The organism is Streptomyces sp. NPDC093544 (genome assembly GCF_040683495.1).
Classification (GTDB): domain Bacteria; phylum Actinomycetota; class Actinomycetes; order Streptomycetales; family Streptomycetaceae; genus Streptomyces.
Window position 1 is genome coordinate 191,765 of record NZ_JBFBEA010000018.1, and the last position, 26,656, is coordinate 218,420.

The 26,656-nt window shown below is 69.7% G+C and carries 21 protein-coding genes and 1 pseudogene; 14 read left to right on the forward strand and 8 right to left on the reverse strand.

The features are described 5' to 3' along the window. Positions 1-138 precede the first annotated feature (138 nt). The 4 genes from AB0N66_RS27240 to AB0N66_RS27255 are packed head-to-tail and all read left to right on the forward strand — an operon-like array spanning position 139 to position 3,870. On the forward strand, positions 139-1,176 hold the full coding sequence (locus AB0N66_RS27240; RefSeq protein WP_365439793.1) for an ABC transporter substrate-binding protein: 1,038 nt from the start codon (positions 139-141) through the stop codon (positions 1,174-1,176). Then, positions 1,173-1,946, forward strand: a complete 774-nt coding sequence (locus AB0N66_RS27245; RefSeq protein ID WP_365439795.1) for an ABC transporter permease — start codon at positions 1,173-1,175, stop codon at positions 1,944-1,946. The genes AB0N66_RS27240 and AB0N66_RS27245 overlap by 4 nt, the downstream gene beginning before the upstream one ends. After that, positions 1,943-2,794, forward strand: coding sequence for an ABC transporter ATP-binding protein (locus AB0N66_RS27250; protein WP_365439797.1), 852 nt, complete (start codon positions 1,943-1,945; stop codon positions 2,792-2,794). The genes AB0N66_RS27245 and AB0N66_RS27250 overlap by 4 nt, the downstream gene beginning before the upstream one ends. Further along, positions 2,791-3,870: a phosphotransferase gene (locus AB0N66_RS27255; protein WP_365439799.1), complete on the forward strand. Its 1,080-nt coding sequence runs from the start codon at positions 2,791-2,793 to the stop codon at positions 3,868-3,870. Before AB0N66_RS27250 ends, AB0N66_RS27255 begins: the two co-directional genes overlap by 4 nt. Before the next feature lie 132 nt (positions 3,871-4,002). Here the strand turns inward: AB0N66_RS27255 and panB are convergent, their stop codons facing one another. Continuing rightward, complete coding sequence (panB, locus tag AB0N66_RS27260) at positions 4,003-4,890, reverse strand: 3-methyl-2-oxobutanoate hydroxymethyltransferase (RefSeq protein WP_365439801.1); 888 nt, start codon at positions 4,888-4,890, stop codon at positions 4,003-4,005. A 219-nt stretch (positions 4,891-5,109) separates the two neighbouring features. Here panB and AB0N66_RS27265 point away from each other — a divergent pair, with 219 nt between their 5' ends. The 4 genes from AB0N66_RS27265 (at position 5,110) to AB0N66_RS27280 (ending at position 10,016) form a co-directional block, all read left to right on the forward strand. Beyond that, positions 5,110-6,702 carry an MFS transporter gene (locus tag AB0N66_RS27265; RefSeq protein WP_365439803.1) on the forward strand — a complete coding sequence of 531 codons (1,593 nt, stop codon included), beginning with the start codon at positions 5,110-5,112 and terminating at the stop codon, positions 6,700-6,702. Between the two features lie 67 nt (positions 6,703-6,769). Further along, the gene (locus AB0N66_RS27270; RefSeq protein ID WP_365439805.1) at positions 6,770-7,390 is read left to right on the forward strand and encodes a TetR/AcrR family transcriptional regulator; all 621 of its coding nucleotides are present in this window, start codon (positions 6,770-6,772) and stop codon (positions 7,388-7,390) included. Between the two features lie 225 nt (positions 7,391-7,615). Next, positions 7,616-8,653, forward strand: a complete 1,038-nt coding sequence (locus tag AB0N66_RS27275; RefSeq protein WP_365439807.1) for an endonuclease/exonuclease/phosphatase family protein — start codon at positions 7,616-7,618, stop codon at positions 8,651-8,653. Positions 8,654-8,798: 145 nt separating this feature from the next. Next, positions 8,799-10,016, forward strand: coding sequence for an MFS transporter (locus tag AB0N66_RS27280; RefSeq protein WP_365439809.1), 1,218 nt, complete (start codon positions 8,799-8,801; stop codon positions 10,014-10,016). A 248-nt stretch (positions 10,017-10,264) separates the two neighbouring features. Here AB0N66_RS27280 and AB0N66_RS27285 read toward each other — a convergent pair whose 3' ends face one another. The 4 genes from AB0N66_RS27285 to AB0N66_RS27300 all read right to left on the reverse strand — a co-directional run bounded on the left by AB0N66_RS27285 (position 10,265) and on the right by AB0N66_RS27300 (position 15,982). Next, positions 10,265-12,292, reverse strand: a complete 2,028-nt coding sequence (locus AB0N66_RS27285; RefSeq protein ID WP_365439847.1) for an NAD(+) synthase — start codon at positions 12,290-12,292, stop codon at positions 10,265-10,267. Between the two features lie 218 nt (positions 12,293-12,510). Then, a complete protein-coding gene (locus AB0N66_RS27290; protein WP_365439811.1) occupies positions 12,511-14,412 on the reverse strand; it encodes a S53 family peptidase in 1,902 nt (633 codons plus the stop codon). A 251-nt stretch (positions 14,413-14,663) separates the two neighbouring features. Then, positions 14,664-15,293: a DUF305 domain-containing protein gene (locus AB0N66_RS27295; RefSeq protein ID WP_365439813.1), complete on the reverse strand. Its 630-nt coding sequence runs from the start codon at positions 15,291-15,293 to the stop codon at positions 14,664-14,666. A 23-nt stretch (positions 15,294-15,316) separates the two neighbouring features. Continuing rightward, a complete protein-coding gene (locus AB0N66_RS27300; RefSeq protein ID WP_365439815.1) occupies positions 15,317-15,982 on the reverse strand; it encodes a DUF3105 domain-containing protein in 666 nt (221 codons plus the stop codon). A gap of 407 nt (positions 15,983-16,389) precedes the next feature. Between AB0N66_RS27300 and AB0N66_RS27305 the strand changes: the two genes are divergently transcribed. From AB0N66_RS27305 to AB0N66_RS27325, 5 genes are all read left to right on the forward strand, one after another. Next, a complete protein-coding gene (locus AB0N66_RS27305) occupies positions 16,390-17,751 on the forward strand; it encodes a glutamine synthetase family protein (RefSeq protein WP_365439817.1) in 1,362 nt (453 codons plus the stop codon). Positions 17,752-18,049: 298 nt separating this feature from the next. Beyond that, the gene (locus tag AB0N66_RS27310; protein ID WP_365439819.1) at positions 18,050-18,361 is read left to right on the forward strand and encodes a cytochrome P450; all 312 of its coding nucleotides are present in this window, start codon (positions 18,050-18,052) and stop codon (positions 18,359-18,361) included. Positions 18,362-18,413: 52 nt separating this feature from the next. Continuing rightward, positions 18,414-19,130 (forward strand): tyrosine-protein phosphatase, encoded by a 717-nt coding sequence (locus tag AB0N66_RS27315; protein ID WP_365439820.1) that lies wholly within the window; start codon positions 18,414-18,416, stop codon positions 19,128-19,130. A gap of 90 nt (positions 19,131-19,220) precedes the next feature. Continuing rightward, entirely contained in the window at positions 19,221-20,426 is a 1,206-nt protein-coding gene (locus AB0N66_RS27320) for an ATP-grasp domain-containing protein (protein ID WP_365439822.1), read from the forward strand. A gap of 127 nt (positions 20,427-20,553) precedes the next feature. Further along, positions 20,554-21,291, forward strand: a complete 738-nt coding sequence (locus AB0N66_RS27325; RefSeq protein WP_365439824.1) for an SUMF1/EgtB/PvdO family nonheme iron enzyme — start codon at positions 20,554-20,556, stop codon at positions 21,289-21,291. Between the two features lie 85 nt (positions 21,292-21,376). On the opposite strand, the gene AB0N66_RS27330 is transcribed toward AB0N66_RS27325, so the two are convergent. From AB0N66_RS27330 to AB0N66_RS27340, 3 genes and pseudogenes are all read right to left on the reverse strand, one after another. Beyond that, positions 21,377-22,198 (reverse strand): AAC(3) family N-acetyltransferase, encoded by an 822-nt coding sequence (locus AB0N66_RS27330; RefSeq protein ID WP_365439826.1) that lies wholly within the window; start codon positions 22,196-22,198, stop codon positions 21,377-21,379. 93 nt (positions 22,199-22,291) lie between these two features. Then, complete coding sequence (locus tag AB0N66_RS27335; protein ID WP_365439828.1) at positions 22,292-22,732, reverse strand: VOC family protein; 441 nt, start codon at positions 22,730-22,732, stop codon at positions 22,292-22,294. Positions 22,733-22,799: 67 nt separating this feature from the next. Continuing rightward, a pseudogene (locus tag AB0N66_RS27340) lies at positions 22,800-23,343 on the reverse strand (pyridoxamine 5'-phosphate oxidase family protein). Positions 23,344-23,502: 159 nt separating this feature from the next. Here AB0N66_RS27340 and AB0N66_RS27345 point away from each other — a divergent pair. Beyond that, positions 23,503-26,505: a bifunctional [glutamine synthetase] adenylyltransferase/[glutamine synthetase]-adenylyl-L-tyrosine phosphorylase gene (locus tag AB0N66_RS27345; protein WP_365439830.1), complete on the forward strand. Its 3,003-nt coding sequence runs from the start codon at positions 23,503-23,505 to the stop codon at positions 26,503-26,505. Positions 26,506-26,656: the final 151 nt, after the last annotated feature.

The window sequence follows — 26,656 nt, forward strand, 5'->3', positions numbered from 1 at the left end:
AACTGACGAAGCGTATGGCCGTGGACCTGATGCGCGTCAGCAGCGCGCTGTGTCGGCCGTGAGGAACACCCCCACGTCCCTGACGTGAGGAACACCCCACGTCCGACCACCACCGCCGCGCCCCCTCCGAGGATCCCCATGAGACGCCGTACCGCCCTGCTCGCCCTGTCCACCGCCGCCGCTCTCGCCCTGACCGGCTGCGCCTCGGAGGACTCCACGTCCGCCGCCGCGAAGGACGGCACGACCACGGTCACCCTCGCCCTGGACTGGACCCCCAACACCAACCACACCGGTATCTACGTCGCCCAGCAGAAGGGCTGGTTCAAGGACGCCGGGATCGACCTGAAGATCGTGCCGTACGGCACGACCGCGCCCGAGACGCTGATCGCCAACCACAAGGCGGACTTCGGCATCTCCTACCAGGAGGGCATCACCACAGCGCGCGCCGCGGGCCAGGACATCAAGTCGGTGTACGCCGTCACGCAGAAGACGAACGTCACGGTCTCGGTGCGCGCCGACCGCGACGACATCAAGTCCCCCAAGGACCTGGACGGCAAGACGTACGCGGGGTTCGGCGCCCCCTACGAGAAGGCCCTGCTCCAGAAGGTCATCCAGGCGGACGGCGGCAAGGGCGACTTCAAGCAGATCACGCTCAACACCTCGGCGTACGCGGCCCTTTACGCGGGCAAGGCGGACTTCGCGATGCCGATGCCGACCTGGGAGGGGCTGGAGGCCAAGGAGACGGGCAAGCCGCTCAAGGACTTCGCGCTCGCCGACTACGGCGTCCCGGCCATCTACTCGACCCTCATCGCCTCCTCCAGCCAGTACCTCAAGGACAACCCGGAGGTCGCCAAGAAGTTCGTCTCCGCGGTCAACAAGGGCTACGAGTACGCCGCCGACAACCCCGACCAGGCGGCCGACCTGCTGGTCGCGGCCAACAAGAGCACGCTGACCAACACCGAACTGGTCAAGGAGAGCGAGCAGTTGCTCGCCAAGGAGTACTACCGGGCCGAGGACGGCACGATCGGCGCCCAGAGCGTCGAGCGCTGGCAGGACTTCGCCGACTTCGACTTCAAGTCCGGGCTGCTGACCGACGAGAACGGCAAGAAGCTCACCAAGGCCCCCGACGCGTCGGAGTTCTTCACCAACGACTACCTCCCGGCGGCCACCCAGTGAAGGCGGCACTGCGTGCCGTCTGGCCACCGCTCCTCGTCCTCGCCGTCGTCATCGGCGGCTGGCAGACGTACGTCACCGCCGCTGGCGTCGACCCGACGGTGCTGCCCAGCCCCGGCCGGGTCCTCAACCAGGGCTGGGCCAACCGCACCGACCTGTGGGACCAGACCCTGCCCACCCTCCAGGAGACCCTGCTCGGCTTCGCGCTCTCCTTCGCCGCCGCCTGGCTGGTCGCCGTGATCCTGGACTTCTCGGCGGCGGCCCGCCGGGGCCTGTACCCGCTTCTGGTGGCCTCGCAGACCATCCCGATCGTCGCCGTGGCGCCCCTGCTGATCATCTGGTTCGGCTTCGGGCTGCTGCCGAAGATGCTGGTGGTCACTTTGACGACGTTCTTCCCGCTCGCCGCCAACCTGGCGGCGGGCTTCGCGTCCACCGACCGCGACGCGATGCGACTGCTGCGCTCGCTCGGCACGGGCCGCTGGCGCGCCTTCCGGCTCGTGCGCGTCCCGAGCGCGCTGCCCCACTTCTTCACCGGGCTGCGCGTCAGCATCACGTACGCCGTCGTGGGCGCCGTCTTCGCCGAGTACGCGGGCGCCGAGAAGGGCCTCGGCATCTACATGCAGGCGCAGAAGAGCGCGTTCCGCACGGACCTCGTGTTCGCGGCGGTCATGGTCACCGCCCTGCTGAGCATCGCCTTGTTCGGGGCGACCTTTCTGCTGCAACGGCTCGTCCTGCCGTGGGAGCGGGCGCTGCTGAAGGAGGGCCGGACATGAGTCTCCAGGCGCGGGGAGGCCCCGAAGCGCGGGGAGGCCTCCAAGTACGGGGCGGTCTCCAAGTACGGGGCGCGGGAAAGGCGTTCGGGTCGCTCGAAGTGCTGCGTGACGTCGAACTCACCGTGAGACCCGGTGAGTTCGCGGCCGTCATCGGCCCGAGCGGCAGCGGCAAGAGCACCCTGTTCAACCTGATCTCCGGCCTGGACACGCCCACTTCGGGCGAGATCCTCGTCGACGGCGCCCCCGCGTCCGTGGCCTCCGGCAAGGTCGCCTACATGCCACAGAAGGACCTGCTGTTCCCCTGGCGCACGGTGCTCGACAACACCGCGCTCGGCCTTGAGGCCCAGGGCGTACGGAAGAAGGAGGCGCGGCGCCGGGCGGGCGAGCTCTTCGAGGCCTTCGGGCTCGACGGCTTCCAGTCCTCCTACCCCTTCCAGCTCAGCGGCGGCATGCGGCAGCGCGCGGCCCTCCTGCGCACGGTCGTCCTGGAGCGGCCCGTGCTGCTGCTCGACGAGCCGTTCGGCGCGCTCGACTCGCTCACCCGCACCGAGATGCAGCTGTGGCTCGCCGACATGTGGCAGCGCTACCGCTGGACCATCGTCCTGGTCACCCACGACATCCGCGAGGCCGTCCTGCTCGCCGACACCGTGCACGTGCTCTCACCCCGCCCGGCTACTGTCGTGGAGCGTGTCGAGGTACCGCGCTCGGGCCCGCGCGGCCTGGAGGCCCTGACCGAACCGGAGTTCGCGGCGACCGAGCGACGCCTGTTCGACGCGCTGAGCGGCAGGGCGAAAGAACCTGGCAGGACCGACGTGGCGGAGAAGGCGGACGAGGTGGTCACCCGATGAACAGGCTGCTGGCCCACGGCATGGGCACCGACCCCGTCGCCCCCGACTGGCCGCCCCTCACCGACGCCGAGGTCGAGGCCGTCGTCGGCCCCGCGCGGGTGCTGTGGCGCAGCCCGCGCCCACTGTCCGCCGCCGCCCTCGTCGAGCAGGACGGTCGGCGCCTCTTCGTGAAACGCCACCACAGCGTCGTACGCACCCTCGAAGGTCTGGCCGAGGAACACGCCTTCCTGCGGTACCTGCGCGGACGCGGCGCACCGGTCGTCGAGGTGCTGGGTGCCCAGGCACGGGGGGAGTGGGTGTACGAGGTCCACTCGGCCGGCACCGGGACGGACCTGTACCGCGACGCGCTGTCCTGGTCGCCCTTCGTCTCCGTGCGCCATGCCCGTGCCGCCGGCACCGCGCTCGCCCAACTGCACCTGGCTGCCGAGGGGTTCGACGCCCCGCGCCGACGCCCACGGCACCTGGTCTCCTCCTTCAGCGTGTTCGCGGCGGTCGACCCGGAGGCGGCCCTGGAGGCGTACGCCGCCGGACGCCCCGCAGTCGCCGCGGCGTTGGCGCGCCGGCCCTGGCGCAAGGACCTGCGCGAGGTCCATCTCCCGTTCTACGAGCGCCTGTTGCCGTACCTGAGCCGCCTCACCCCGCTGTGGACCCACAACGACTGGCACGCCTCGAACCTGCTGTGGGACACGGCGTCCGGCGAGGTGTCCACCGTCCTCGACTTCGGCCTCAGCGATCGCACGACCGCCGTCCACGACCTGGCCACCGCCATCGAGCGCAACACCGTGCAGTGGCTGGACCCGGCCCGCCCGATCCGCTTCGAGGACGTGGACGCACTCCTCGACGGCTACACCTCGGTACGCCCGCTCAGCGCCGTCGAGTCGGCCGCCCTGCCCGAACTGCTGCCGCTCGTACACGCCGAGTTCGCGCTCTCCGAGATGGGCTACTTCCACGGCGTCACCCGGTCCGCGCAGAACACGGCACTGGCGTACGAGTACTTCGTGGGGCATACGCGGTGGTTCGCCGGGGAGGACGGGGCGCGTCTGTTGAAACAGGTGCGCACCGCAACCATCGATTGAGGAACCCCCGCGGCGAGCAATTTGGTCCGCGGGAGCGGCGCCGGTGTAGGCGCAATATGGGCGACGACCCGTCGACGGGGGAAGTTCGACGGGTCGCCTCGGTGCCGCAGTGGCTTGGTGGACCTTGGGTCCTTAGTGCACGGAGTGCTCGTCCAACGGGAACGTTCCGCCGATGACGTCATCGGCGAACGCCTTCACCGCGTTGCCCATGACCTCGCGCAGGTTGGCGTACTGCTTGACGAACTTCGGCATCTTGCCGCCGGTCAGGCCGAGCATGTCGGTCCACACGAGGACCTGCGCGTCCGTGTCGGGGCCCGCGCCGATGCCGACCGTCGGGATGTGCAGGGTGCGGGTGACCTCCGCGGCCAGCTCCGCCGGGACCAGTTCGAGGACGACGGCGAACGCGCCCGCGTCCTGGACCGCCTTGGCGTCGCGCAGCAGCTGCTGGGCGGCTTCCTCGCCGCGGCCCTGTACCCGGTAGCCCATGGAGTTCACGGACTGCGGGGTCAGGCCGATGTGCGCCATGACCGGGATCCCCGACTCCACAAGGAGCTCGATCTGGCGGTGCGAGCGCTCGCCGCCCTCCAGCTTCACCGCGCCGACCCCGGCCTCCTTGACGAGGCGGGTGGCCGAGCGGAGTGCCTGGACCGGGCCTTCCTGGTAGGACCCGAAGGGCAGGTCGGCCACGATCAGGGCGCGCGAGGTGCCTCGTACGACCGAGGCCGACAGCATGGTCATCTCGTCCATGGTGACGGGCACGGTGGTCTCGTATCCCAGGTGGACGTTGCCGGCCGAGTCGCCGACGAGCATGACCGGGATGCCGGCCTCGTCGAAGACGGACGCGGTCATCGCGTCGTACGCGGTGAGCATGGGCCACTTCTCACCGCGCTCCTTGGCGGCGGTGATGTCACGCACCGTGATGCGGCGGGTGCTCTTGCCCCCGTACAGCGCCTTGCTGCTGTCGGTGGACGGGCGGACACCCTCCGCAGGCTGCTTCGCGGCAGCCGGAATCTGCGTCATCGCAACGGCTCCTTCTGTCATCTCGAGGCGCCCTGACGGCGTCCCCGGATCACCTCCATGGTGGCACCTCGTGCCAACCGCGGCTAGACCGGGCCCGGAGACTCACTCGCAGACCCCTCGCGGGGCCCCCTCCCTGCGACCTAGGTCCCTTCGTAAGGTCTCCGTAAAGCATTTCCGATACGAGACGGTGTCGTATCGAATATCGCTAGGCTTGTCGCCATGACAACTTCCGCTCCCGCTTCCGAACGACACGTGCCCGAGGCGGTGCACAGGCGTCGCTGGGCCATCCTCGGCGTGCTCATGTTGAGCCTGCTGATCGTGGTGCTCGACAACTCGATCCTGAACGTCGCGATCAAGACGATCTCGACGCCCGCGCCCGTCGGTCTTGGCGCCACCCAGAGCGAGCTGGAGTGGGCCATCAACGCCTACACGCTCGTCTTCGCGGGACTGCTCTTCACCGCGGGCCTCCTCGGCGACCGGCTCGGCCGCAAGAAGGTGCTGCTCGCCGGTCTCGTCCTGTTCGGCATAGGTTCGGCGCTGGCCGCGGAGTCCGGCTCACCGGTCCAGCTCATCGTGTTCCGCGCGGTGATGGGCTTCGGCGCGGCCTTCGTGATGCCCGCCACCCTCTCCGTCCTGATGAACGTCTTCGAGCGCGACGAGCAGCCCAAGGCCATCGGCATCTGGGCCGGCGGCGTCGGCCTCGCCATCGCGATCGGCCCGATCACCGGCGGCGTACTCCTGGACCACTTCTGGTGGGGCTCGGTCTTCCTGGTCAACGTGCCGATCGTGATCCTCGCGGTCGTCCTGATGGTGTGGCTGGTCCCCGACTCCCGCGACCCGAACCCCGGCCGCGTCGACGCGATCGGCGTGGTCCTGTCCGTCGTCGGTCTCGTCCTGCTCGTCTACGGCATCATCAAGGGCGGCCAGCTGGCCGACTTCACCGACCCGACGGTCCTGGTGACCATCGCTGCCGGAATTGCGGTGCTCGTCGGCTTCGTCGTCTTCGAGAAGCGCAGCGACCACCCGTCCATCGACGTCACCTACTTCAAGAACAAGGTCTTCTCGGCCGCGATGTCCGCCATCGCGCTCGTCTTCTTCGCGCTGATGGGCGTGACCTTCTTCTCGGTCTTCTACACGCAGAGCGTGCGGGGCTACTCGCCGCTCCAGACCGGCCTGTTGATGCTGCCGCTCGCCGTCGCCCAGCTCATCTTCGCGCCGCGCGCCCGCCTCGTCGTCGACCGCTTCGGCAACAAGGCCACCTGCACGGCGGGACTGCTGATGATCGCCGCGATGCTTGCCGCGTTCGCCACGCTTGAGGCGGACACGCCGATCTGGATCCTGGAAGTCATCTTCTTCTTCATGGGCACCGGCATGGCGCACATCATGACCCCGACCAGCGTCGTGATCATGCAGGCTCTGCCGCGTGAGAAGGCGGGCTCCGCGTCCGCCCTCAGCAACACCTTCCGCCAGGTCGGCGGCGCCCTCGGTATCGCCGTCCTCGGCTCCGTGCTCTCCGCGGCCTACCGCAGCGGCATCGAGGACAAGCTCTCCCTGGTCCCGGCAGGCCTGCGCCACACCGCGGGCGAGTCCATCGAGGCCACGCTCGGCGTCGCCGCCCGGCTCGGCCCCGAGGGCAAGGCCCTCATCACCCCCGCCAACGACGCCTTCCTGCACGCCATGCACGTCACCGCGCTGTGCGGCGCGGGCGTCGCCGTCATCGGCGCGGTGATCGTGTTCCTGTTCCTGCCGGGCCGCACTCCGGCACCTCAGGAGGACAAGGAGGAGCAGGAGCTGGTGAACGCGGGGTCGTAACCACGGGCAACACACGGGGAGACCAGGGAGAATCACCCCCACAACCGAGGAACGGACGGAGTTCGAAATGAGCCTCGCTGAAAGCCAGGACAGGCAAGAGGGCTCCCCAAGGGGGCGCCCCCGCAGCGAGGCCGTGGAACGCTCCATCATCGAGGGTGTGATGAAGCTCCTGGAGGAGGGCGTACCGCTCGGGGAGGTCTCCATCGAGCGCGTCGCCCGCACCGCGGGTGTCGGCAAGGCGACCATCTACCGCCGCTGGAGCGGCAAGGAGGCACTCTTCGTCGACGTCCTGCGCTCCGCCGAGCCGCAGGATCTGGAGCTCCCGGGCACCTCGATGCGCGAGGACCTGATCGTCATCCTGGAGCAGTTGCGTCAGCGCGGCCTGGTCACCCGGTCGTCGGTGATCCTGCACAACGTCTACGCGCAGATGAAGAGCAGCCCCAAGGTCTGGGACGCGTACCACGCGACCGTCGTCGAACCGCGCCGCCTGATCGCTTTCGAAGTCCTGCGCCGCGGACAGCGGAACGGCGAACTCCGCGAAGACATCGACATCGAACTGCTCAACGACATGTTCGTCGGCCCCATGCTCGTACGCGCGCTCCTGCGCCCCCAGGCCGAACTCCCCGAAGACCTCGCGGAACGGATCGTGGACGCGGTACTGGAGGGACTGCGCCCCGCCAAGTCGTAGTTGACTCGGCCACTCACCCGGCGGTTCAGCTGATTTCTGACGGGGTGTATGTGCGCGTTTTGTCACAGGGGACGCGTTCCACCTCCGTATTCGGAACTCCGGACGCGAGGTTGCGCGTCCTCGTGCCCGTACGGCCGTCATGGGACGGCGGGAAGGACACGGTTCATCCCCTAGGGTCGTAACCGCGGGGCAGACGGTGTGCACGGCAAGTTGTGAGGCGACGGTATGGCGCAGGCGTATATGACGGAGACGGGCAGCGGCGGCCAGGGGCCGGACCGCAGAGGGTCCCGGCTTCGGCGTCTGCTCGACGGCTGGCGCGGCGACCGCGGCATCTGGCGCCGGGGTCTGATTCTCGCCGCGCTCGCGGTGATCCTCGCGCTGGTGATGCTGCTGCACTCGCGCATCCCGAACGTGATCGGCAACCTCGGCAGTCTCACCGAGACGTTCCTGCCCTGGTTCGGCCTCGCCGTGCCGGTGCTGCTGGTCCTCGCCTTCGTACGGAAGTCGGTGACCGCCCTGATCGCCGTGCTGCTGCCCGCGATCGTCTGGCTGAACCTCTTCGGCGGACTCCTCACCGACAAGCACGGTGGCGCCGGGAACCTGACCGTCGCCACGCACAACGTCAACGCGGACAATCCGGACCCGTCGGGCACCGCCGGTGACGTGGCCGCGTCCGGCGCCGACGTCGTGGCCCTCGAAGAGCTGACGGCCACCGCGGTCCCGACGTACGAGAAGGCGCTCGCGTCGACGTACAAGTACCACTCGGTGCAGGGCACCGTCGGCCTGTGGAGCAAGTACCCGGTGTCCGACTCCCTGCCCGTGGACATCAAGCTGGGCTGGACGCGCGCGATGCGGGCCACGGTGACGACGCCGGAGGGCCCGATCGCCGTGTACGTCGCCCACCTGCCCTCGGTACGGGTGAAGCTGGAGGCCGGGTTCACGGCCCGCCAGCGCGACAAGAGCGCCGACGCGCTGGGCGAGGCGATCGCCGACGACCCGATCAAGCAGGTCGTCCTGCTCGGCGACCTCAACGGCACGATGAACGACCGCGCGCTCAACGCCGTCACCGCGCAGATGCGCTCCACACAGGGCGCGGCGGGCAGCGGCTTCGGCTTCAGCTGGCCCGCGGCGTTCCCGATGGCCCGGATCGACCAGATCATGGTCAAGGGGATCGAGCCGGTGACCTCGTGGACCCTGCCGAGGACCGCCAGCGATCACCTTCCGATCGCCGCCCGCGTGAAGATCTCCGCAACCGGGTCTTAACCTCTTGGAATACTGAGCCTGAGAGGCTTTGTTCCTCAAGTGAACTTACGCGTCCCGTGCACGCCGGTGTGCACGGGCGCAGCCCCGCGCGCACGTACGTCCCCACGCACCTCCGCGCGCCCTCCGCTCCCCTGAAAGGCCTCTCATGCCCCTGGCCCTGCTCGCCCTAGCCGTGGGCGCCTTCGGCATCGGTACCACCGAGTTCGTGATGATGGGCCTGCTGCCCGAAGTCGCGGACGACCTGCACATATCGATTCCCGTCGCCGGTCACCTGGTCTCCGCGTACGCCCTCGGTGTCGTCATCGGCGCCCCGCTCCTGGCCGCGGCCACGGCACGGATGTCCCGCCGCAAGGTCCTGATAGCCCTCATGCTCCTCTTCGTCGCGGGCAACGCGTTCTCCGCCTTCGCCCCCGACTACCACTGGCTGCTGGCCGCCCGCTTCCTCAGCGGCCTGCCGCACGGCGCCTTCTTCGGCGTGGGCGCCGTCGTCGCCACCGGCCTGGTGACCCCCGAGCGCAAGGCGCGCTCCGTCTCCCTGATGTTCCTGGGCCTGACGGTCGCGAACATCGTGGGTGTCCCGGTGGCCACGCTCATGGGCCAGCACATGGGCTGGCGCTCCACCTTCCTCGGCGTCAGCGTGATCGGCCTGCTGGCCGTGGTGTCCCTGGCGCTCCTCGTCCCCCACGACGGCACCAGCGCGCCCGCCGCGGGCCTGCGCGGCGAACTGGCCGCCCTGCGCTCGCTCCCGGTCTGGCTGGCCCTCGGCACGACGGTCGCCGGCTTCGGCGCGCTGTTCGCCGCGTACAGCTACATCACGCCGATGCTGACGGACGCCGCCGGGTACGCCGACTCCAGCGTGACCCTGCTGCTTGCGCTGTTCGGTGTCGGCGCCACGGCGGGCAACCTGCTGGGCGGGCGTCTGGCGGACCGGTCGATGCGGGGCACGCTCTTCGGCGGCCTCGTCTCGCTCGCGGTGGTCCTGGCGCTGTTCCCGGTACTGATGGGGACGGCGTGGAGCGCCGCGCTCGCGGTGGTCCTGCTCGGTACGGCGTCGTTCGTGACCAGTTCGCCGCTGCTGCTGATGGTGATGGAGAAGGCGTCGTCGGCCCCGTCGTTGGCGTCTTCGGCGAACCAGGCGGCGTTCAACTTGGCGAACGCGGGTGGGGCCTGGGTAGGAGGCCTTGCGCTGGCAGCGGGCTTCGGGGTGACGTCCCCGGCGGTCGTGGGCGCGGGGCTGGCCGTGCTGGGGCTGGGTGTTGCGGGGGTCGCGTATGCGGTGGACCGGCGCCGGCGGGTGGTGCCGGGGCGGGAACGCGTGGTCGCCTCCCACGTGCCGGAGCTGTCGGAGTCGGTGCACCACTGAGTCTCGCCCCGCCGCCCCTGCCCGTCCCATCTCTGGGGTCTGCCGCCCCAGACCCCCGCTTTGGCCCTGAAGGGGCCTCGTCCTCAAACGCCGGACGGGCTGAAAGATCGAGCCCCCGGCCGGCGAAGACTCAGCCCCTCCGGCGTTTGAGGAGCGGGGGTCCGGGGGCCGGCCCCCGAAAACGGGGGTCGAAGGGGGCAGCGCCCCCTAGGGACGGGACGGGTAGGGGCGGCGGGGGCGAAAACGGCCTAGTCGAAGCGGGCCAGGTCACGCAGCCAGACCGTCGCCGAGCTGTCCGACGGCGCCCGCCAGTCGCCCCGCGGCGACAGCGAACCGCCCGCCGAGACCTTCGGCCCGTTCGGCATGGCCGAGCGCTTGAACTGCGCGAACGCGAAGAAGCGACGGCAGAACACCTCCAGCCACTGCCGGATCTCCGGCAGGTCGTACGCCACCCGCTTGGCCTCGGGGAAGCCCGGCGGCCAGGCACCGGCGTCCGCGTCGTGCCAGCCGTGCCAGGCCAGGAAGGCGATCTTCGACGGCCGGAAGCCGTAGCGCAGCACGTGGAACAGGGTGAAGTCGTGCAGCGCGTACGGGCCGATCTTGGACTCGGTGGACTGCATCTCCTCGCCCGGTACGAGTTCCGGGCTGATCTCGGTGTCGAGGATCGCGGCGAGGATCTTGCCGGCCTCCTCGCCGAACTCGCCGGTGCCGATGACCCAGCGGATCAGATGCTGGATCAGCGTCTTCGGCACGCCCGAGTTGACGTTGTAGTGGCTCATCTGGTCGCCCACGCCATAGGTGGACCAGCCGAGCGCCAGCTCGGAGAGGTCACCGGTCCCGAGCACGATGCCGCCGCGCTGGTTGGCGAGCCGGAACAGGTAGTCGGTGCGCAGTCCGGCCTGGACGTTCTCGAAGGTGACGTCGTACACCGGCTCGCCGGAGCCGAACGGGTGACCCATCTCCTTCAGCATCAGCCGGGCGGTCGACGTGATGTCCAGCTCGGCCGCGGTGACGCCGAGGGCGGCCATCAGCTTGTGCGCGTTGCCCTTGGTGTGGTCGCTGGTCGCGAAGCCGGGCATCGTGAAGGCCAGGATGTCGCTGCGCGGACGGCCCGCGCGGTCCATCGCGCGAGCGGCGACGATCAGCGCGTGCGTGGAGTCGAGCCCGCCGGACACCCCGATGACCACCTTCGCGCCACCGATCGACGCGAGCCGCTGCTGCAACCCCGCGACCTGGATGTTGTATGCCTCGTAACAGTCCAGGGCCAGCCGGTCGGGATCCGCGGGCACGAACGGGAAGCGCTCGATACGCCGCCGCAGGCCCAGGTCCCCGGTGGGCGGGTCGAGTGGGAACGACACGGTCCGGAAGTCGGCCGTACGGGAGGCGTGTGTACGGCGGTTGTCGTCGAAGGTGCCCATCCGCTGCCGCTCCTGCCGCAGCAGGTCGAGATCGATGTCGGCGACGGCGAACTGGTCGTCGAGCGGGAAGCGCTCGGACTCGGCCAGCAGCACCCCGTTCTCGTAGATCAGGGTCTGGCCGTCCCAGGACAGGTCGGTGGTCGACTCGCCGAGGCCCGCCGCCGCGTAGACGTACGCGGCGAGGCAGCGCGATGACGCCGAGCGGCACAGCAGTTTGCGGTCCTCGGCCCGGCCGACGGTGATCGGGCTACCGGAGAGGTTGGCGAGGACGGTCGCGCCCGCCAGGGCCGCCTCGGCGCTCGGCGGCACCGGCACCCACATGTCCTCGCAGATCTCCGTGTGCAGCACCAGACCGGGGACGTCGTCCGCCGCGAACAGCAGGTCCACGCCGAACGGCACCGATTCCCCGCCGACCAGGATCGTGCCGCCGCGCTCGTCGTCGCCGGCGGCGATCTGCCGACGTTCGTAGAACTCCCGGTAGTTCGGCGGGTACGACTTGGGCACGACGCCGAGGACGCGGCCGCGATGCACGACCACCGCGCAGTTGTAGACCCGGTTGCGGTGGCGCAGCGGGGCACCGACGAGCAGGACCGGCAGCAGCTGGGCCGACCCCGCCACCACGGTCTGGAGCGCCTCCTCGACCTGGTCGAGCAGCGCGTCCTGGAGCAGCAGATCCTCGATGGAGTAGCCGCACAGCACCATCTCCGGGAAGACGGCGACGGCCACGCCCTCCGCGGCGCACCTGCGTGCGTGGCGCAGCACCGCCTCGGCGTTGGCGTGCGGGTCCGTGATGACGGTGTGGCCCGTGCAGGCGGCGACGCGTGCGAAGCCGTGCTGGTAGAGCGACCGGAAGTTCAGTGGAGGCACGAGGGTCAGTGTAATCGTCAGAGCGACGCGATGGGGTGGGGGGCGCCCGGCGACACCTCGCGCCCCCTGTACGTACGCCCGCCCCTTGGACGTACGCCCGCCCCTTGGACGTACGCCCGGCCCTTGGACGTACGCCCGGCCCTTGGACGTACGCCCGCCCCCGACGAGACCTCCGTCGGGGGCGGGCGCGGGGAACTACCGTGTGGACCTCAGTGGCGCCGGAACGACTGGATGTAGCCGCTCGCGGGCGTGCCCACCCCTGTGACGTCGTCGTAACCGCGTACGGCCTTCAGCGAGCTGTCCTTGCCGAGGCTGCGTACGGAGGTGAGGAGACCGTCCGTCGCGTCGTAGCCGTTGACGAAGTCGACGCGCGCCACGGCGAGCCCGGACCCCGTGGGGTTGTCCGTGACGTCGTGGTACGCCTTCGAGCCGTACTTGGCGTAGATCACCGGGTTGGCGAAGCCGATCGCCTTGCCGCCGCGCGTCTGCTGGGCCAGCGCCTGGACGGCCGCGATCACCGGCGCGGCGAGCGAGGTGCCGCCGATCCGGTACTCGCTGTACGCCTGCGTCCCGTCCGGCAGGGTCTGCGTCTGGCCGACCTTGAAACCGGTGTTGGGGTCGGCGACGGCCGAGATGTCCGGGACGACGCGGTTGCCCGCGGTGCTGTTGGCCTTGGCCAGCGAGGCCGGGACAACACCCTTCTGGTAGTAGGGCTCCGCCACCGTCTTGCTGGTGCCGCCGCCCGCGCCCGAGGTGAACGCGCCGGGGAAGTCCGTCCAGCTCGTGCCGTCCGTGGACAGCGCGGCCTTCTCGGTGCCCCAGCCGGTCTCGAACTGGTACTTGTCGCCCTTGCCGACCGCCAGCGAGGTACCGCCGACCGCCGTCACCCAAGCCGAGTTGGCCGGGGTGTCGACCTGCTTCGTACCGGTGTTGGCGACCTCGTCGCCGTTGTCGCCGGAGGAGAAGTAGAAGCCGATGCCCTCGACCGCGCCGAGCTGGAAGGTCTGGTCGTAGGCGGCCGCGATGTCGGTCGTCTCGTTGGCCTCGATGTCGCCCCAGGAGTTGGAGACGATGTCGGCGAGGTGCCCGTCGACGATCTTGTTGAGCGAGTCGAGCAGATCGTCGTCGTAGCAGGAGGCGGCGCCGACGTAGCTGATGCTCGCGCCGGGCGCGACCGCGTGCACGGCCTCGACGTCGAGGGTCTCCTCGCCGTACCAGCCCGCGGCGCCGCACTCCTCGGTCTTCGTGTAGTCGCTGGGCAGCACCTGGCGCAGCTGACCGCCGCTGTACTTCGCGTCGCCGTGCTTCTTGGCGTAGGTGGCCGCGTCGTACGCGATGGTCGGCGAGGCGTACGCGTCGGTGATGGCGACCCGCACCCCCTTGCCGGTGCTCGTGCCCGCCCCGTAGGCGGCGCGCAACTGCTTGCCGGTGTAGCCCTGGACGGCGTACGGGATCTTCGTGCCGTACGCGTCCGGCAGCGTGCTCGCGGTGTTCGAGCCGTAGTACGAGGAGAACGGCCCGGAGTTCTTGAACACGGAGTCCGGGGGCGGCAGCGTGTCGCTGTGCGTCGCCTTGTGCGGGGCGGTGTCCAGGCCGGTGACGGTCAGGACGGCGCCGTTCAGGGCGGCAGGCGCGGAGGCCGTCTTCGACGGCGCGCGGTAGGTCTTGGTGCCCTTGGCGTAGTTGTGCAGCTGGGTGTCGAACGCCTTCTCGGCGGCGGTGACGTCACCCGTCACGGAGATGTAGTGCTCCGTGGAGCCGGTGACCTTCAGGCCCGCCGACTTCAGCCACGAAGTCACCGCGGCGACCTGCGCCTTGGTGGCGCCGAAGCGATTCTGCACCTGCGTGGCGGTGAGGTACTTCCCGTAGGAGACCGACTCCGGGTCGGACACTGCCTTGGCGTACGCGGCCAGACCTGAGGCGTCCTGGCCGGCGAGGTAGACCCGGGCGGAGACCTGGGAACTGTCGGCGGTGGCGCCCTTGTCCGCCTTGGCCGTCGCCCAGGTGGGCTTCGTGCCCGCGAGGGTGTCCCGGCTCGGGCCGTCCGCGGCCTGGGCCGCGGGTATGCCGAGCGCCAGCGCGCCGGCGAGCAGCGGCAGTGTCGCTGCCATGCTCACTCCGGCGCGCAACGCTGCGCGGTTGGATCTCATGTAACCCCCTGCGATGCGGTTCGTCGCATGTAGTGGTCGGTCGGTGATCCGTGAACTCCTCGTGCCAGATGGGTGCACAGGGAATGGATCACGCAGGGGTCACTCTTGCGATGAACCGTCCATGCCAGGGGAATGGGCGGACAATGGGTGAGCCAAGAAGAGCCCAAGGAACCGTATCCGCAGGGGATTTGGGAGTTACGCGCGCCTTGTGCTCATGAACGCGCCTTCGCCCCCCGCGCCTTCAGCAGATCCGCCATCAGGTCGATCTCCGACTGCTGCGCCTGGACCATGCCCGTCGCGAGCTTGCGCTCCACGTCGACCTCGCACTTCGCCACGCAGCCCTCGGCCATGTGGATCCCGCCCTCGTGGTGCTCGGTCATCAGCTGGAGGTAGAGGACCTCGGCCGGCCTGCCGCTCAGCGTGTTCAGCTTCTTCAGCTCGGTGTTGGTCGCCATGCCCGGCATCAGCGCACCGTCCTCGCCGGAGGCCATACCGCCCATGCCCATCCACGTCATGGGCCCGTCCGACGACACCTTCGGCAGGCCCCACAGATCGAGCCAGCCCAGCAGCATGCCCCGCTGATTGGCCTGCGTCTGCGCGATGTCGTAGGCGAGACGCCGTACCTCCACGTCCTTGGTGCGGTCCCGCAAGATGTACGACATCTCGACGGCCTGCTGATGATGGACCGACATGTCCCGGGCGAACCCCGCGTCCGCGGAATCGGCGGCGGGAATCTCCACCGCCGAGTCGTCACCGGAGCCGTCGGCGACGGCGTACGTGATCGCCCCCGCCGCGACGAGCACCGCCGCCGCGGCCCCCGAGATCCACCCGATCTGCTTCATCCGTACGACCCGGTTCCTTCGGCTCACTTGGACAGCCCGCCGGTGCAGGCGGCACCCGGCTCCGGCGTCTGGTCGCCCTGCACGAACGACTCGAAGAACTTGTCGACGTTCGCGTCGGTCGCGCTCGTCACCGTGCGCTGCTTCCCCCACGCGCTGAGCATGATCGGGTCCTTCTGGTCCTCGACGGGGCTCATCAGCGTGTACGGGGTCTTCTTGACCTTCTCCGCGAGCGCCTTCACGTCGGCGTCCGCGGCCTTGCTGTTGTACGTCACCCAGACCGCGCCGTGCTCCAGCGAGTGCACGGCGTTCATGTTGTTGATCGCCTTGGTGTAGACGTCGCCGTTGCAGTTCATCCACACCTGGTTGTGGTCACCGCCGACCGGGGGCTCCATCGGGTAGTCCACGGTCTTGGTGACATGCGTCTGGGAGAGCTTCGCGCTCCACGTCTTCACACCGTCCGAGCCCGTGACGAAGCGCCCGGGGGCCCCTTTCGAGTCGCTCGCCGTGTCGTCCTTGCCGGACTGCGACCGGACGAGTGCGAAACCGCCCGCACCGAGCGCCACGATGATGACCACGCCGGTGGTGATCGTGAGCAGCCGGTTGCGACGCTCGCGGGACTGCTCGGCGCGACGCATCTCCGCTATGCGCGCCTTTCGCGAGGCGTTTCTGGTGGTCTTCGGGGAACCCATGGTGAGTCCTTATACGTCGAGGGACGGCCGGGACGGTTGATCGTACTGGGAGGGGGGTCACCCATTACAGATGCGCCCCCGAGCAGGCAAGATGGGCAGAGGGGCAGGATCAGGGCGGCCCAGGAGCGGACTCGGAGTGGACCTGCATCAGGACCCACAGCGGGATCCGCATCGGGCCCCACAGCGGGACCCGCATCAGGCCCCACAGCAGGACTCGGAGCAGGGCCCGGCAGCAGAATCAGAGCAGGACACCTGGCGTATGCGAGGCGTTAAGGCGCCGGTAGGCCGGGCGATCAAGGTCCGCAACGCGCATGAAATGGTGTTGTGGTGGGATGCTCAGGAGCCCCGACCGTCCCCGAGGCGTGGGAGCAGGCGGCCTGACCAGCAACGATGGGTGGAAGCGGAAGATGGACAAGCAGCAGGAGTTCGTGCTCCGGACATTGGAGGAGCGTGACATCCGGTTCGTACGCCTGTGGTTCACGGACGTACTCGGCTTCCTCAAGTCGGTGGCCGTGGCCCCGGCGGAGCTGGAACAGGCCTTCGACGAGGGCATCGGCTTCGACGGCTCCGCGATCGAGGGCTTCGCCCGTGTATACGAGTCCGACATGATCGCCAAGCCGGACCCCTCGACCTTCCAGGTCCTGCCGTGGCGCGCGGAGGCCCCGGGCACGGCCCGGATGTTCTGCGACATCCTGATGCCCGACGGCTCCCCGTCCTTCGCGGACCCGCGCTACGTCCTCAAGCGCACCCTCACCAAGACCTCCGACCTGGGTTTCACCTTCTACACCCACCCGGAGATCGAGTTCTTCCTGCTGAAGGACCGCCCGCTGGACGGTACGCGGCCCACCCCCGCGGACAACTCCGGCTACTTCGACCACACCCCGCAGAACGTCGGCATGGACTTCCGCCGCCAGGCGATCACCATGCTGGAGTCGATGGGCATCTCCGTCGAGTTCTCCCACCACGAAGGCGCGCCCGGCCAGCAGGAGATCGACCTCCGCTACGCCGACGCGCTGTCCACGGCGGACAACATCATGACGTTCCGCCTGGTCATGAAGCAGGTCGCGCTGGAGCAGGGCATCCAGGCCACCTTCATGCCCAAGCCGTTCTCCGAGCACCCCGGCTCGGGCATGCACACGCACCTCTCGCTCTTCGAGGGCGACCGCAACGCCTTCTACGAGTCCGGCTCGGAGTACCAGCTCTCCAAGGTCGGCCGCTCCTTCATCGCGGGCCTGCTGAAGCACGCCGCGGAGATCTCCGCGGTCACCAACCAGTGGGTCAACTCCTACAAGCGCATCTGGGGCGGCTCGGAGCGCACCGCGGGCGCCGGCGGCGAGGCACCCTCGTACATCTGCTGGGGCCACAACAACCGCTCGGCCCTCGTCCGCGTCCCGATGTACAAGCCGGGCAAGACGGGCTCCGCGCGAGTGGAGGTCCGCTCCCTCGACTCGGGCGCGAACCCCTACCTGGCGTACGCGATGCTCCTCGCCGCCGGCCTCAAGGGCATCGAAGAGGGCTACGAGCTCCCGCCGGGCGCCGACGACGACGTCTGGGCCCTCTCCGACGCCGAGCGCCGCGCCATGGGCATCGAGCCCCTGCCCCAGAACCTCGGCGAGGCCCTGACCCTCATGGAACGCAGCGAGCTCGTCGCCGAAACCCTCGGCGAGCACGTCTTCGACTTCTTCCTCCGCAACAAGCGCCAGGAGTGGGAGGAGTACCGCTCCGAGGTGACGGCGTTCGAACTCCGGAAGAACCTGCCGGTGCTGTAGGCGAGGGTCAGCGGGTTTTCCCGCCAGAACGGAACGGCACGTAGGGCCGACGGTCGTGGACCGTCGGCCCTACGGCGTGCTGGTCTCCCCTCCTGGAACGGGGCGGCGGCGCCCTCCTCTCCGGGGTGCGCCGCCGCCCCGCCGCCGCTGACCTGCTGCCCCGGCCGGTGCGCCTGCGGTCAGCTGATGTTCCCGGTGAAGGAGTGTTGCCGATCGATGCCGAGACCGGATGACCCCAGCACCTTGGAGAGGTCCGGCCGCCGCTTGATCGAGAGTTTCCGGTACACGCGGGTGAGGTGTGCTGTCCGGCACGCTGATCCGCGCCGGCGAGGGGGTCATCGCGCTGCTCGCCGGGGCCAACCACGATCCCGCCGTGTTCGGCGCGCCGGAGCGGATCCACCCGGAGCGCGTCGGACCGCGGCATCTGGCCTTCGGCTACGGCCTGCATCTGTGCCTCGGCCACACCCTCGCCCGTGCGGAACTGCGCGCGGTGTTCGAGACGCTGCCCAGGCTCTTTCCGAACATGCGCCTTCCCCCGGACGGGGCGCCTCCCCTGTTCGCCGACGGCGCCTTCGTCTACGGCGTGGAGGGTCTGAACGTCGAATGGTGACACCACACATGGGCGCAGCGCGCTCCGGACCTTCTCGCCCCAGGGGGAACTGATGATGCGCGACCCCGTCAACTTCCGTGATCTGGGCGGAACACCGGTGTTGAAAGGATGCATAGCGCCGCGGGCACTGTTCCGTGGAGCCGGCCTCCATCTGCTCGACGCGGCCCGACTGCGCGAGCTCGGGACCGAGTTCGGCATCCACGGCATCGTCGACCTCCGCTCCGAGCGCGAGGCGGGCATGGACGGGACCGCCCCCGTGTCCGCGGCGCAGACCCTCTACCGGATCCCCCTGGGAACGGCGATCCCGGACCTGAGCCGGATCCCCGTCGACGATCTGCTCCCTGTCACCTACGGGCACTTGCTGGACGAGTGCTCCGCCGATCTGGTCGACGCGCTCAGGACTGTGACACGTGCGCTCGCCGCAGGAGGGGTGCTCATCGCCTGTACTGCGGGAAAGGACCGCACCGGAGTCCTCGTGGCCGCGCTCCTCGGGCTTCTCGGCGCCACCCACGAGGTCATCGTGGCCGACTACCACCGCTCCGACGCCGCGTTCGCGAACATCATGGAGCTCTACGGCAGCAGTCCCAGCGCCGAGGCCGCCATGAACCTGCTGCCGCCCGAGGTCCACCACGCGCCCCCGCACGCCATGGAGAAACTGCTCGACCACGTGTCGAGCACCTGGGGCGGCTGGGACCTGTGGGCCCGGGAGAGCGGGATGACGGACTTCGAGGTGGAGGAACTGCGGTCCGCTCTCGTCCAGATCCCGTAAATCCCCTCCCCATCTCCTGTTCTTGAGTTCTCCCGCTATCGAGTTCTCCCGTTCTCGAAACATCGTGACTCACAGAAAGAGTGCTCTGATATGTCGACTGTGATCCTGCTGGGCTACCGCCAGCCTCTGGCCGAAGCCATCGAGCGCCACGGCGAGGTGCCGTTCTTCGTCGTGGAGAAGGACGTCCCGGGCCTGAAGGAGGGACAGTTCTGCCGGGTCAGCGACCTGGAGGACGTCCAGGAAGTCCTGCGAGCGGTCGCGAGCAGCGACCTGTCGGACGTGAAGGGCGTCGTGACCGGACACGAGCAGGGGGTGTTCAGCGCCGCCGTCCTGCGAGACGAGCTGAGGCTGCCGGGGTGCCGGGACCACGCCCGTGCCTCCGTGTTCCGCGACAAGTACCAGCAGAAGAGCAAGCTCGCCGCCGACATCCCCCGGGCCCGGTGCCGGTACGTCACATCCCGTACCCGGTTCGACGAGCTGTCCCGCGCCCTCGGACTTCCCTTCGTGGTCAAGCCGGCGGCGGGTTTCGGCTCCATCAGGACCTCGGTCGTGCGCAGCGAGGATCAGTTCCACGAGCTGCTCCTCGCGAGCGAGAAGCACCGGTTCCTCGGAACGCTGGCGACCCAGTCCTCGGACGTCGCCTTCGTCGCCGAATCGTTCGTCTCCGGCCGGGAACTGCACGTGGACGGGATCTGGCAGGACGGCGCCTTGCAGTGGGCGGCCCTTGGCCGCTACCGGGAGCCGCTCGTACAGCTCGCCGCGGGACACGTCCTGGTCGACTACATCGCGTCCCCCGAACAGTCCGCGGAGTCGCTCCGGCGTGCGGTCGCGCTGGCGGAGAAGAGCCTCGCGTCCCTCGAAACCCCCGACTGCATCTTCCACATGGAGGCGTTCGAGAACGAGGAGCGGACCGCCTTCAGCGAGTGCGCCATGCGGCTGAGCGGAACGCAGTACCCCGAACTGCTGGAGATGACCTACGGCGTCAACCTCTTCGACGCGGAGGTGAGTATTTCGCTCGGCGAGAAGGCCAACGTGGCACCTCACGAACCCGAGCAGCTGCACGGCTACATCCATCTCCGCCAGGACTCCGGAAGCACACTGCGCAAGGAGGACCTCGAAGAGCTCTTCCCCTTCGTGCAGCTGGAGTATCCGGCCCGGGACGACGCCCCGTGGCGAACCGGCAAGATCGGCCTGGGAGTTGTCGCCCACAGCCGGGAGGACATGCTGGCGAAACTGTTGGAGGACATCGCGAGCTTCAACGAGGAGGCCGTCCCGGTGGGATCGACTTCCGCCTGACGCCGACTCCTGTCCGTGCCCCGAAGCCCTGGTTCCAAGGTCGGTCTCGAAATGGGTCCGTCGGCCGATGCCCGCCCCGACCACCGAGGTGATCATGGGGGTTGTCCGATCGAGCCGAGGAGGAGACATGCGGGTGGAGCAGGTGAACTGGGTCGGGGTTCCGGCCGGGTTGCTGCGTCGGGGGACGCCGGCCGGCGAGGTGGCGGCGGTGGCCCGCCGCTATGCGGACACCGGGGTGCCGGCGGAGTGGTACATGAAGGAAGCCCCGCGCGCGGAGATCCACGTCCCGGCGTTCCGGATCGCCCGTACACCGGTCACGGTCGGCCAGTGGACCCGCTTCGCAGCGGCCACCGGCCGGCCGGTCCCACGGGCGCCGGCGGACCACCCGGTCATCGGGGTCGACTGGGAGGCGGCGACGGCCTACTGCCGGTGGCTCGGGGAACGGCTCGACGGCCTTGAGGTACGGCTGCCCACGGAGGACGAGTGGGAGCGCGCCGCGCGGGGCGACGACGGCCGGGAGTTCCCCTGGGGTGCGGAGTACCGCACCGGCCTGGCCAATCTGGTGGACCTCGGTATCGGCACCACGACGGCAGTTGGTTCGTTCCTCGAGGGCGCCAGCCCCTTCGGGGTGCTGGACATGGCGGGTAACGCCGACGAGTGGACCTCCACCCTCTACGCCCCCTACCCCGGCGCGCCCGCCCAGGTGCCGAACACCGAGGACTGGGCCTTCGACCGGCACATCACCCGAGGCGGCGCGTTCCGCCACGACCGGGACCTGGCCCGGTGCGCCCGCCGGCACGGCGCCTACGAGCCGGATCTCGAAGCGATCGGCGTGGGCTTCCGCCTGGCGGCACCGGCCGCGTAGAACCGGACATGTGCCGGCCTCGCATGCCATGTCGTTGCAGAGGACGTACGGGACGTACGGGACGCCCCGCAGGTCCGCCACAGAACTAGGGGCCGATGGCGCGATGCTCGGGAAACCACCCCCGCGCGTGGTCGACGGCGTCCACGAGACTCACCAGCCGGCACCGGGCCGCCCCCACCGTGCCGGTTCGTACGGCGGATCCCAGGGTCGCGCGCTCGAATTCCGCGCCCAGGGTGGCGAAATCGCTGTCGTCCAAGGCGACATCGTCGTACTCCCACCACTGGCGTCGGCCGGCCAGCCGGACCACGCACCTGTAGGAGCGATGCGGAGGGGAGTCGACTCTGTATTCGCCGAGGTGGAAAGCGGTGCACCGGTTGAAGCCGACGCCGAGCAGCAGGATCTGGGCGCGGAGCTCGTAGAGCCGGGCCAGCGGTGACTTCTCGCCCAGGTGGCAGTCGGGGCGGTGGTCGTCGGTCACCAGCGCGGCGTGGGGGCCGAGGGCGGCGAACGAGGTCTGGGGGTGGGCGCTGCGCAGGGACTCCGGGTGGAGCCGGGTCGTCTCGGCCAGGATGCCCATGCCGGTCGACGGGGTGGTCGCCGGGTCGAACGGCGGCATGCGCTCCCGGAAGGCGGTTCGGGTTTCGTCGCTCAGGCCACGGACACGTTCCCTGTGGGCGGCCGACGTATCGGAGTTGTCCGAGGTGAACGCGGGAACGACCAGGGTGCCGTCGGGGCCGAGCGCGCGGCGTAGCGCGTGCAGCACGGTGGCAGCTCCTCCCTCGACCTTTCCGAGGGAGCGCAGGGAAGCGTGCGCCAGCAGGACGCCGCCCTCACCGATCCCCAGGTCGGCGAGCCGGCGGGTGAGCTGGGGTTCGGTGAGGGCGGCTCCGCCGGAAAGCGGGCTCAAGGCTTCTTGTCCCCCTACGCTGTCGCAAGGCAAGCCGGGGCGCTCGGGCGATGCGGCTTCCAGTGTCGTGTCGCCGTGTTCGTCGACGGTGAACTACTGGCGCTGCGCGGCCAGTTCGCTGAGCAGCTGGTGCAGGGGCCGTGTCGCCCGCTGGCGGTACTCCTGGATCGCCCAGCCGTTGCCGTCCGGGTCCTTGAAGTACATGAACGTGGCGCCGTCCTGCGGTGAGTACGCCTGCGGCTCGCTGACGTCGAGACCGCGCTCCCTCAGCTCCTCGTACGCCGCCTTGGCGTCCTCCACGCAGAGCTGCATCCCGTGGTACGTCCCCGGCTGCGGCGTCCCCGTCGGGATCGGGAGGCCGTCGACGAGAGCGATGGAACACCCGGAACCGGGCGGCGTCAGCTGCACGATCCGTACGCCCTCCATCACCTCTCCGTCGAGGTCGACATGGAAGCCGACCTTGTCCCGGTAGAACTCCTTGGCCCGGTCCACGTCGGTGACCGGCAGCAGGATCACTTCGAGGGTCATGTCCATGGGGCGACTCCTTTGTCGTATGCCGTACGTCGTATGTCGAACGGCGCCATGTACTGGGTCTACTGGATTACTCGAACCGCCAGCGCGTCTGGCTGAACGGCTCTCCCTTACCGAATCCGAAAACGGTGCGGGGCGCCACAGCGAAGACAAGAGCGGGGCCGCCGCCTCCGTCGAACGTCCCGTCCTCCTGTACGTCGAAGTGCCACTCGGCGCCGTACTTCTCCTCCCACGCCTTGGCCAGGCCGCGCAACAGGGCGTCGTCCGACACACGGACCGCCTCGCCCTCGACGACGAGGTCGTAACCCTCGGCCCAGGTGTTGGTGCCCGTGGTGAGGACCACCTCCGGGTTCTCGGCAAGGTTGTGCGCCTTGCGCTCCTGCACACCCGTCGTGCTGTGCTTACTGGGGGATACCCCCAGACCCCCGGCAGCGACCCGTCTGCCAGACGCCGATCAGCGGCGTCACATGCGGCCGCCCGTCCGGCCGTACCGTCGACAGCCAGTACAGCTCGGCCGCGGCCAGCCGCTCCAGGGCCTGCGGCCAGGGGGTCGGCGTCGCTCCGGGGCTGCCGTAGCGCGGGTCCAGCTCGGTCTGCGGTTGCGTTTCGGGCATGGGGGTCCTCCTGGGTCGACATGGTCCCGCTGTAAAGGAGACCTCGCACAGCGGGCGAAGTCATCGGTCCCGGCCGTGGCGCCCGCCCCGGCGCTTCCCACCAGGTCTCCGGTTACGCTCAAGTCCGTATACGACCTTGATCCGACGGGAGGGCCGGGGATGACGGCGCCGGGGCGCAGGAGCAGTACCTTCACTCGGCTGCTGCGGCACGGTTTCACTGATCCGTCGGGCGCCGAGCGGCTTCTGGAGAGTGCTGAGCTGGCGCCCATAAAGGCCGACCCGGTGCTTCTCGACGCGTTGGGGGCCACCGCCGACCCCGATCTGGCGCTGCTCGGGCTCGTACGGCTCGTCGAGGCGCAGGACGGGCAGGCGGCGCGGCGGGAACTGCTTGACACGCTCATCGCGGCGAAGCCGCTGCGGGACAGGCTGCTCGGGGTGCTCGGGGCCTCCGCCGCGCTCGGCGACCATCTCGCCCGGCACCCGCGCGACTGGCAGGAGCTTGTGCGGTACGAGCCGCAGGACCTGCACCCCGGAGTGGAGGAGTTCGAGCGGGGGCTCGCCTCGGCGACGGATCCGGTGTCCCTGAGGGTTTCCTACCGGCGCTGCCTGCTGTCCATCGCCGCCCGTGACGTGTGCGGCACCACCGATCTCGCACAGACCGCCGCCGAGCTCGCCGACCTCGCGACGGCGACCTTGCGTGCCGCGCTCGCCATCGCGCAGGCCGACGCGCCCGACGACGCCGCGCTGTGCCGGCTCGCCGTCGTCGCGATGGGCAAGTGCGGTGGCCACGAGCTCAATTACGTGTCCGACGTCGATGTGATCTTTGTGGGCGAGGCGGTGGAGGGGGCTGATGAGCGTAAGGCGATTCAGGCTGCCAGTCGGCTTGCCTCGCATCTGATGCGGATCTGTTCCGAGACCACTGTCGAGGGCAGTATCTGGCCCGTCGACGCGAACCTGCGGCCCGAGGGCAGGAACGGGCCGCTCGTGCGGACCCTCAGCAGCCACCTCGCGTACTACCAGCGGTGGGCCAAGACCTGGGAGTTCCAGGCGCTCCTCAAGGCGCGACCGGTGGCCGGGGACCTCAAGCTCGGCGAGGAGTACGTCGCCACGCTCGCGCCCCTCGTCTGGCACGCCGCCGAGCGCGCGAACTTCGTCCCCGACGTGCAGAGGATGCGGCGCCGGGTGGTGGAGAACATCCCCGTCGCCGAGGTCGACCGCGAGCTGAAACTCGGGCCCGGGGGGTTGCGGGATGTCGAATTCGCCGTGCAGATGCTGCAGTTGGTGCACGGGCGGGCCGATACGTCACTGAGGAGTGGGACCACCCTTGACGCGCTGAAGGCGCTCGCGGCCGGCGGGTATGTGGGCCGTGCGGATGCCGTGCAGCTCGACGAGGCGTACCGATTTCTGCGGTCGATGGAGCACCGCATTCAGCTCTATCGGCTGCGGCGGACCCATCTGGTGCCCGAGGAGGACACCGATCTGCGGCGCATCGGCCGGTCGCTCGGCCTGCGCGCCGATCCGGTCGCCGAGCTGAACCGCGAGTGGAAGCGGCACGCCGCCGTCGTACGGCGACTGCACGAGAAGCTCTTCTACCGGCCACTGCTCGATGCCGTCGCCCAACTCGCGCCGGGGGAGACGCGGTTGAGTGCCGGTGCGGCCCGCGAGCGGCTTGTCGCGCTCGGGTACGCCGATCCGGCCGCGGCGCTGCGGCACCTGGAGGCGCTGGCTTCCGGGGTCTCGAGGAAGGCCGCGATTCAGCGGACGCTGTTGCCCGTGCTGTTGGGGTGGTTCGCGGATTCCGCCGATCCCGACGCGGGGCTGCTCAACTTCCGCAAGGTGTCCGACGCGTTGGGCAAGACCCCTTGGTATCTGCGGCTGTTGAGGGACGAGGGCGCCGCTGCCGAGAACCTGGCGCGGGTGCTGTCCGCCGGGCGACTCGCCCCCGACCTGTTGCTGCGCGCCCCGGAGGCGGTCGCGCTGCTCGGCGACGGGGACGGGGGGAGGGGCGGGCTCGAACCGCGGCCCCGTGCCCATCTGGAGCAGGAGATCCTCGCGGCCGTGGGGCGGGCCGGCGGAGGCGAGCAGGCCGTCACGGCGGCGCGTGGAGTGCGCCGGCGTGAGCTGTTCCGTACGGCGGCGATGGACATCGTCGCCTCCTACGGCACCGAGGAGCACCCGGCCGTCGCCGACCAGGGCGCGCTGGTGGATCGCGTCGGCGGGGCCGTGTCCGATCTGACGGCGGCGACCCTTGCGGGGACGCTGCGGGCCGTCGTGCGGGCCGGGTGGGGGGAGACCCTGCCGACTCGGTTCGCGGTCATCGGCATGGGGCGGTTCGGGGGGCATGAGCTGGGCTACGGGTCCGATGCCGATGTGCTGTTCGTGCATGAGCCCCGGGACGGTGTCGATGAGCACGAGGCGTCTCGGGCCGCCAACGCGGTTGTCTCCGAGATGCGGCGGCTGCTTCAGATTTCCAGTGCGGATCCGCCATTGTTGATCGACGCCGATCTGCGGCCCGAGGGGAAGTCGGGGCCGCTCGTACGGACACTCCGTTCTTATGAGGCTTACTACCGGCGCTGGTCGCTGGTGTGGGAGGCGCAGGCGTTGCTTCGGGCCGAAGTCGTCGCGGGGGACGAAGACTTGGGGCGGCGGTTCATTGAACTGATCGATCCGCTGCGGTATCCGGCGGAGGGGCTCGGGGACGATGCCGTACGGGAGATTCGGCGGCTGAAGGCCCGTATGGAGTCGGAGCGAATGCCTCGCGGGGCGGATCCCACGCTGCACACCAAGCTGGGGCGGGGTGGGTTGTCCGACGTCGAGTGGACCGTGCAGCTGATGCAGCTTCGGCATGGGTGGGCGGAGCCGGGGTTGCGGACCACCCGGACGCGGGGTGGTCTTGCCGCGGCTTGTGCGGCGGGGCTGTTGGGCGGGGAGGACGCGGCGGTTCTGGATGAGGCGTGGGTGTTGGCCACGCGGGTGCGGAACGCGGTGATGCTGGTGCGGGGGCGGGCCGGGGATACGTTTCCCTCGGACGGGCGGGAACTGGCTGCCGTGGGGCGGTACTTGGGGTATGGGCCTGGGCATGTGGGGGACATGCTGGACGACTATCGGCGGACTACTCGGCGGGCTCGGGCGCTGGTGGACGAGTTGTTCTACGGGGCGTGAGCGGTCGCCGGCGGCGGGGCCGTTGCGTCTGCGGTTTGGCGGCGGGGTCGTTGCGCCTGGGGTCCGGTGGGTGGGTCGGGGCCGGGGGCCGGTACATCCGCCCGTCGCCGCCGGATCAGGCGTTGGGCAGGATGCGGGGGTCCGGTGACGC

Coding starts and splice junctions, on each gene's coding strand:
- AB0N66_RS27240 (WP_365439793.1), top strand. CDS start 139: ATGAGACGCCGTACCGCCCTGCTCGCCCTGTCCACCGCCGCCGCTCTC.
- AB0N66_RS27250 (WP_365439797.1), top strand. CDS start 1,943: ATGAGTCTCCAGGCGCGGGGAGGCCCCGAAGCGCGGGGAGGCCTCCAA.
- AB0N66_RS27255 (WP_365439799.1), top strand. CDS start 2,791: ATGAACAGGCTGCTGGCCCACGGCATGGGCACCGACCCCGTCGCCCCC.
- panB (WP_365439801.1), bottom strand. CDS start 4,890: ATGACGCAGATTCCGGCTGCCGCGAAGCAGCCTGCGGAGGGTGTCCGC.
- AB0N66_RS27265 (WP_365439803.1), top strand. CDS start 5,110: ATGACAACTTCCGCTCCCGCTTCCGAACGACACGTGCCCGAGGCGGTG.
- AB0N66_RS27270 (WP_365439805.1), top strand. CDS start 6,770: ATGAGCCTCGCTGAAAGCCAGGACAGGCAAGAGGGCTCCCCAAGGGGG.
- AB0N66_RS27275 (WP_365439807.1), top strand. CDS start 7,616: ATGGCGCAGGCGTATATGACGGAGACGGGCAGCGGCGGCCAGGGGCCG.
- AB0N66_RS27280 (WP_365439809.1), top strand. CDS start 8,799: ATGCCCCTGGCCCTGCTCGCCCTAGCCGTGGGCGCCTTCGGCATCGGT.
- AB0N66_RS27290 (WP_365439811.1), bottom strand. CDS start 14,412: ATGGCAGCGACACTGCCGCTGCTCGCCGGCGCGCTGGCGCTCGGCATA.
- AB0N66_RS27295 (WP_365439813.1), bottom strand. CDS start 15,293: ATGAAGCAGATCGGGTGGATCTCGGGGGCCGCGGCGGCGGTGCTCGTC.
- AB0N66_RS27300 (WP_365439815.1), bottom strand. CDS start 15,982: ATGGGTTCCCCGAAGACCACCAGAAACGCCTCGCGAAAGGCGCGCATA.
- AB0N66_RS27305 (WP_365439817.1), top strand. CDS start 16,390: ATGGACAAGCAGCAGGAGTTCGTGCTCCGGACATTGGAGGAGCGTGAC.
- AB0N66_RS27315 (WP_365439820.1), top strand. CDS start 18,414: ATGATGCGCGACCCCGTCAACTTCCGTGATCTGGGCGGAACACCGGTG.
- AB0N66_RS27320 (WP_365439822.1), top strand. CDS start 19,221: ATGTCGACTGTGATCCTGCTGGGCTACCGCCAGCCTCTGGCCGAAGCC.
- AB0N66_RS27325 (WP_365439824.1), top strand. CDS start 20,554: ATGCGGGTGGAGCAGGTGAACTGGGTCGGGGTTCCGGCCGGGTTGCTG.
- AB0N66_RS27335 (WP_365439828.1), bottom strand. CDS start 22,732: ATGGACATGACCCTCGAAGTGATCCTGCTGCCGGTCACCGACGTGGAC.
- AB0N66_RS27345 (WP_365439830.1), top strand. CDS start 23,503: ATGACGGCGCCGGGGCGCAGGAGCAGTACCTTCACTCGGCTGCTGCGG.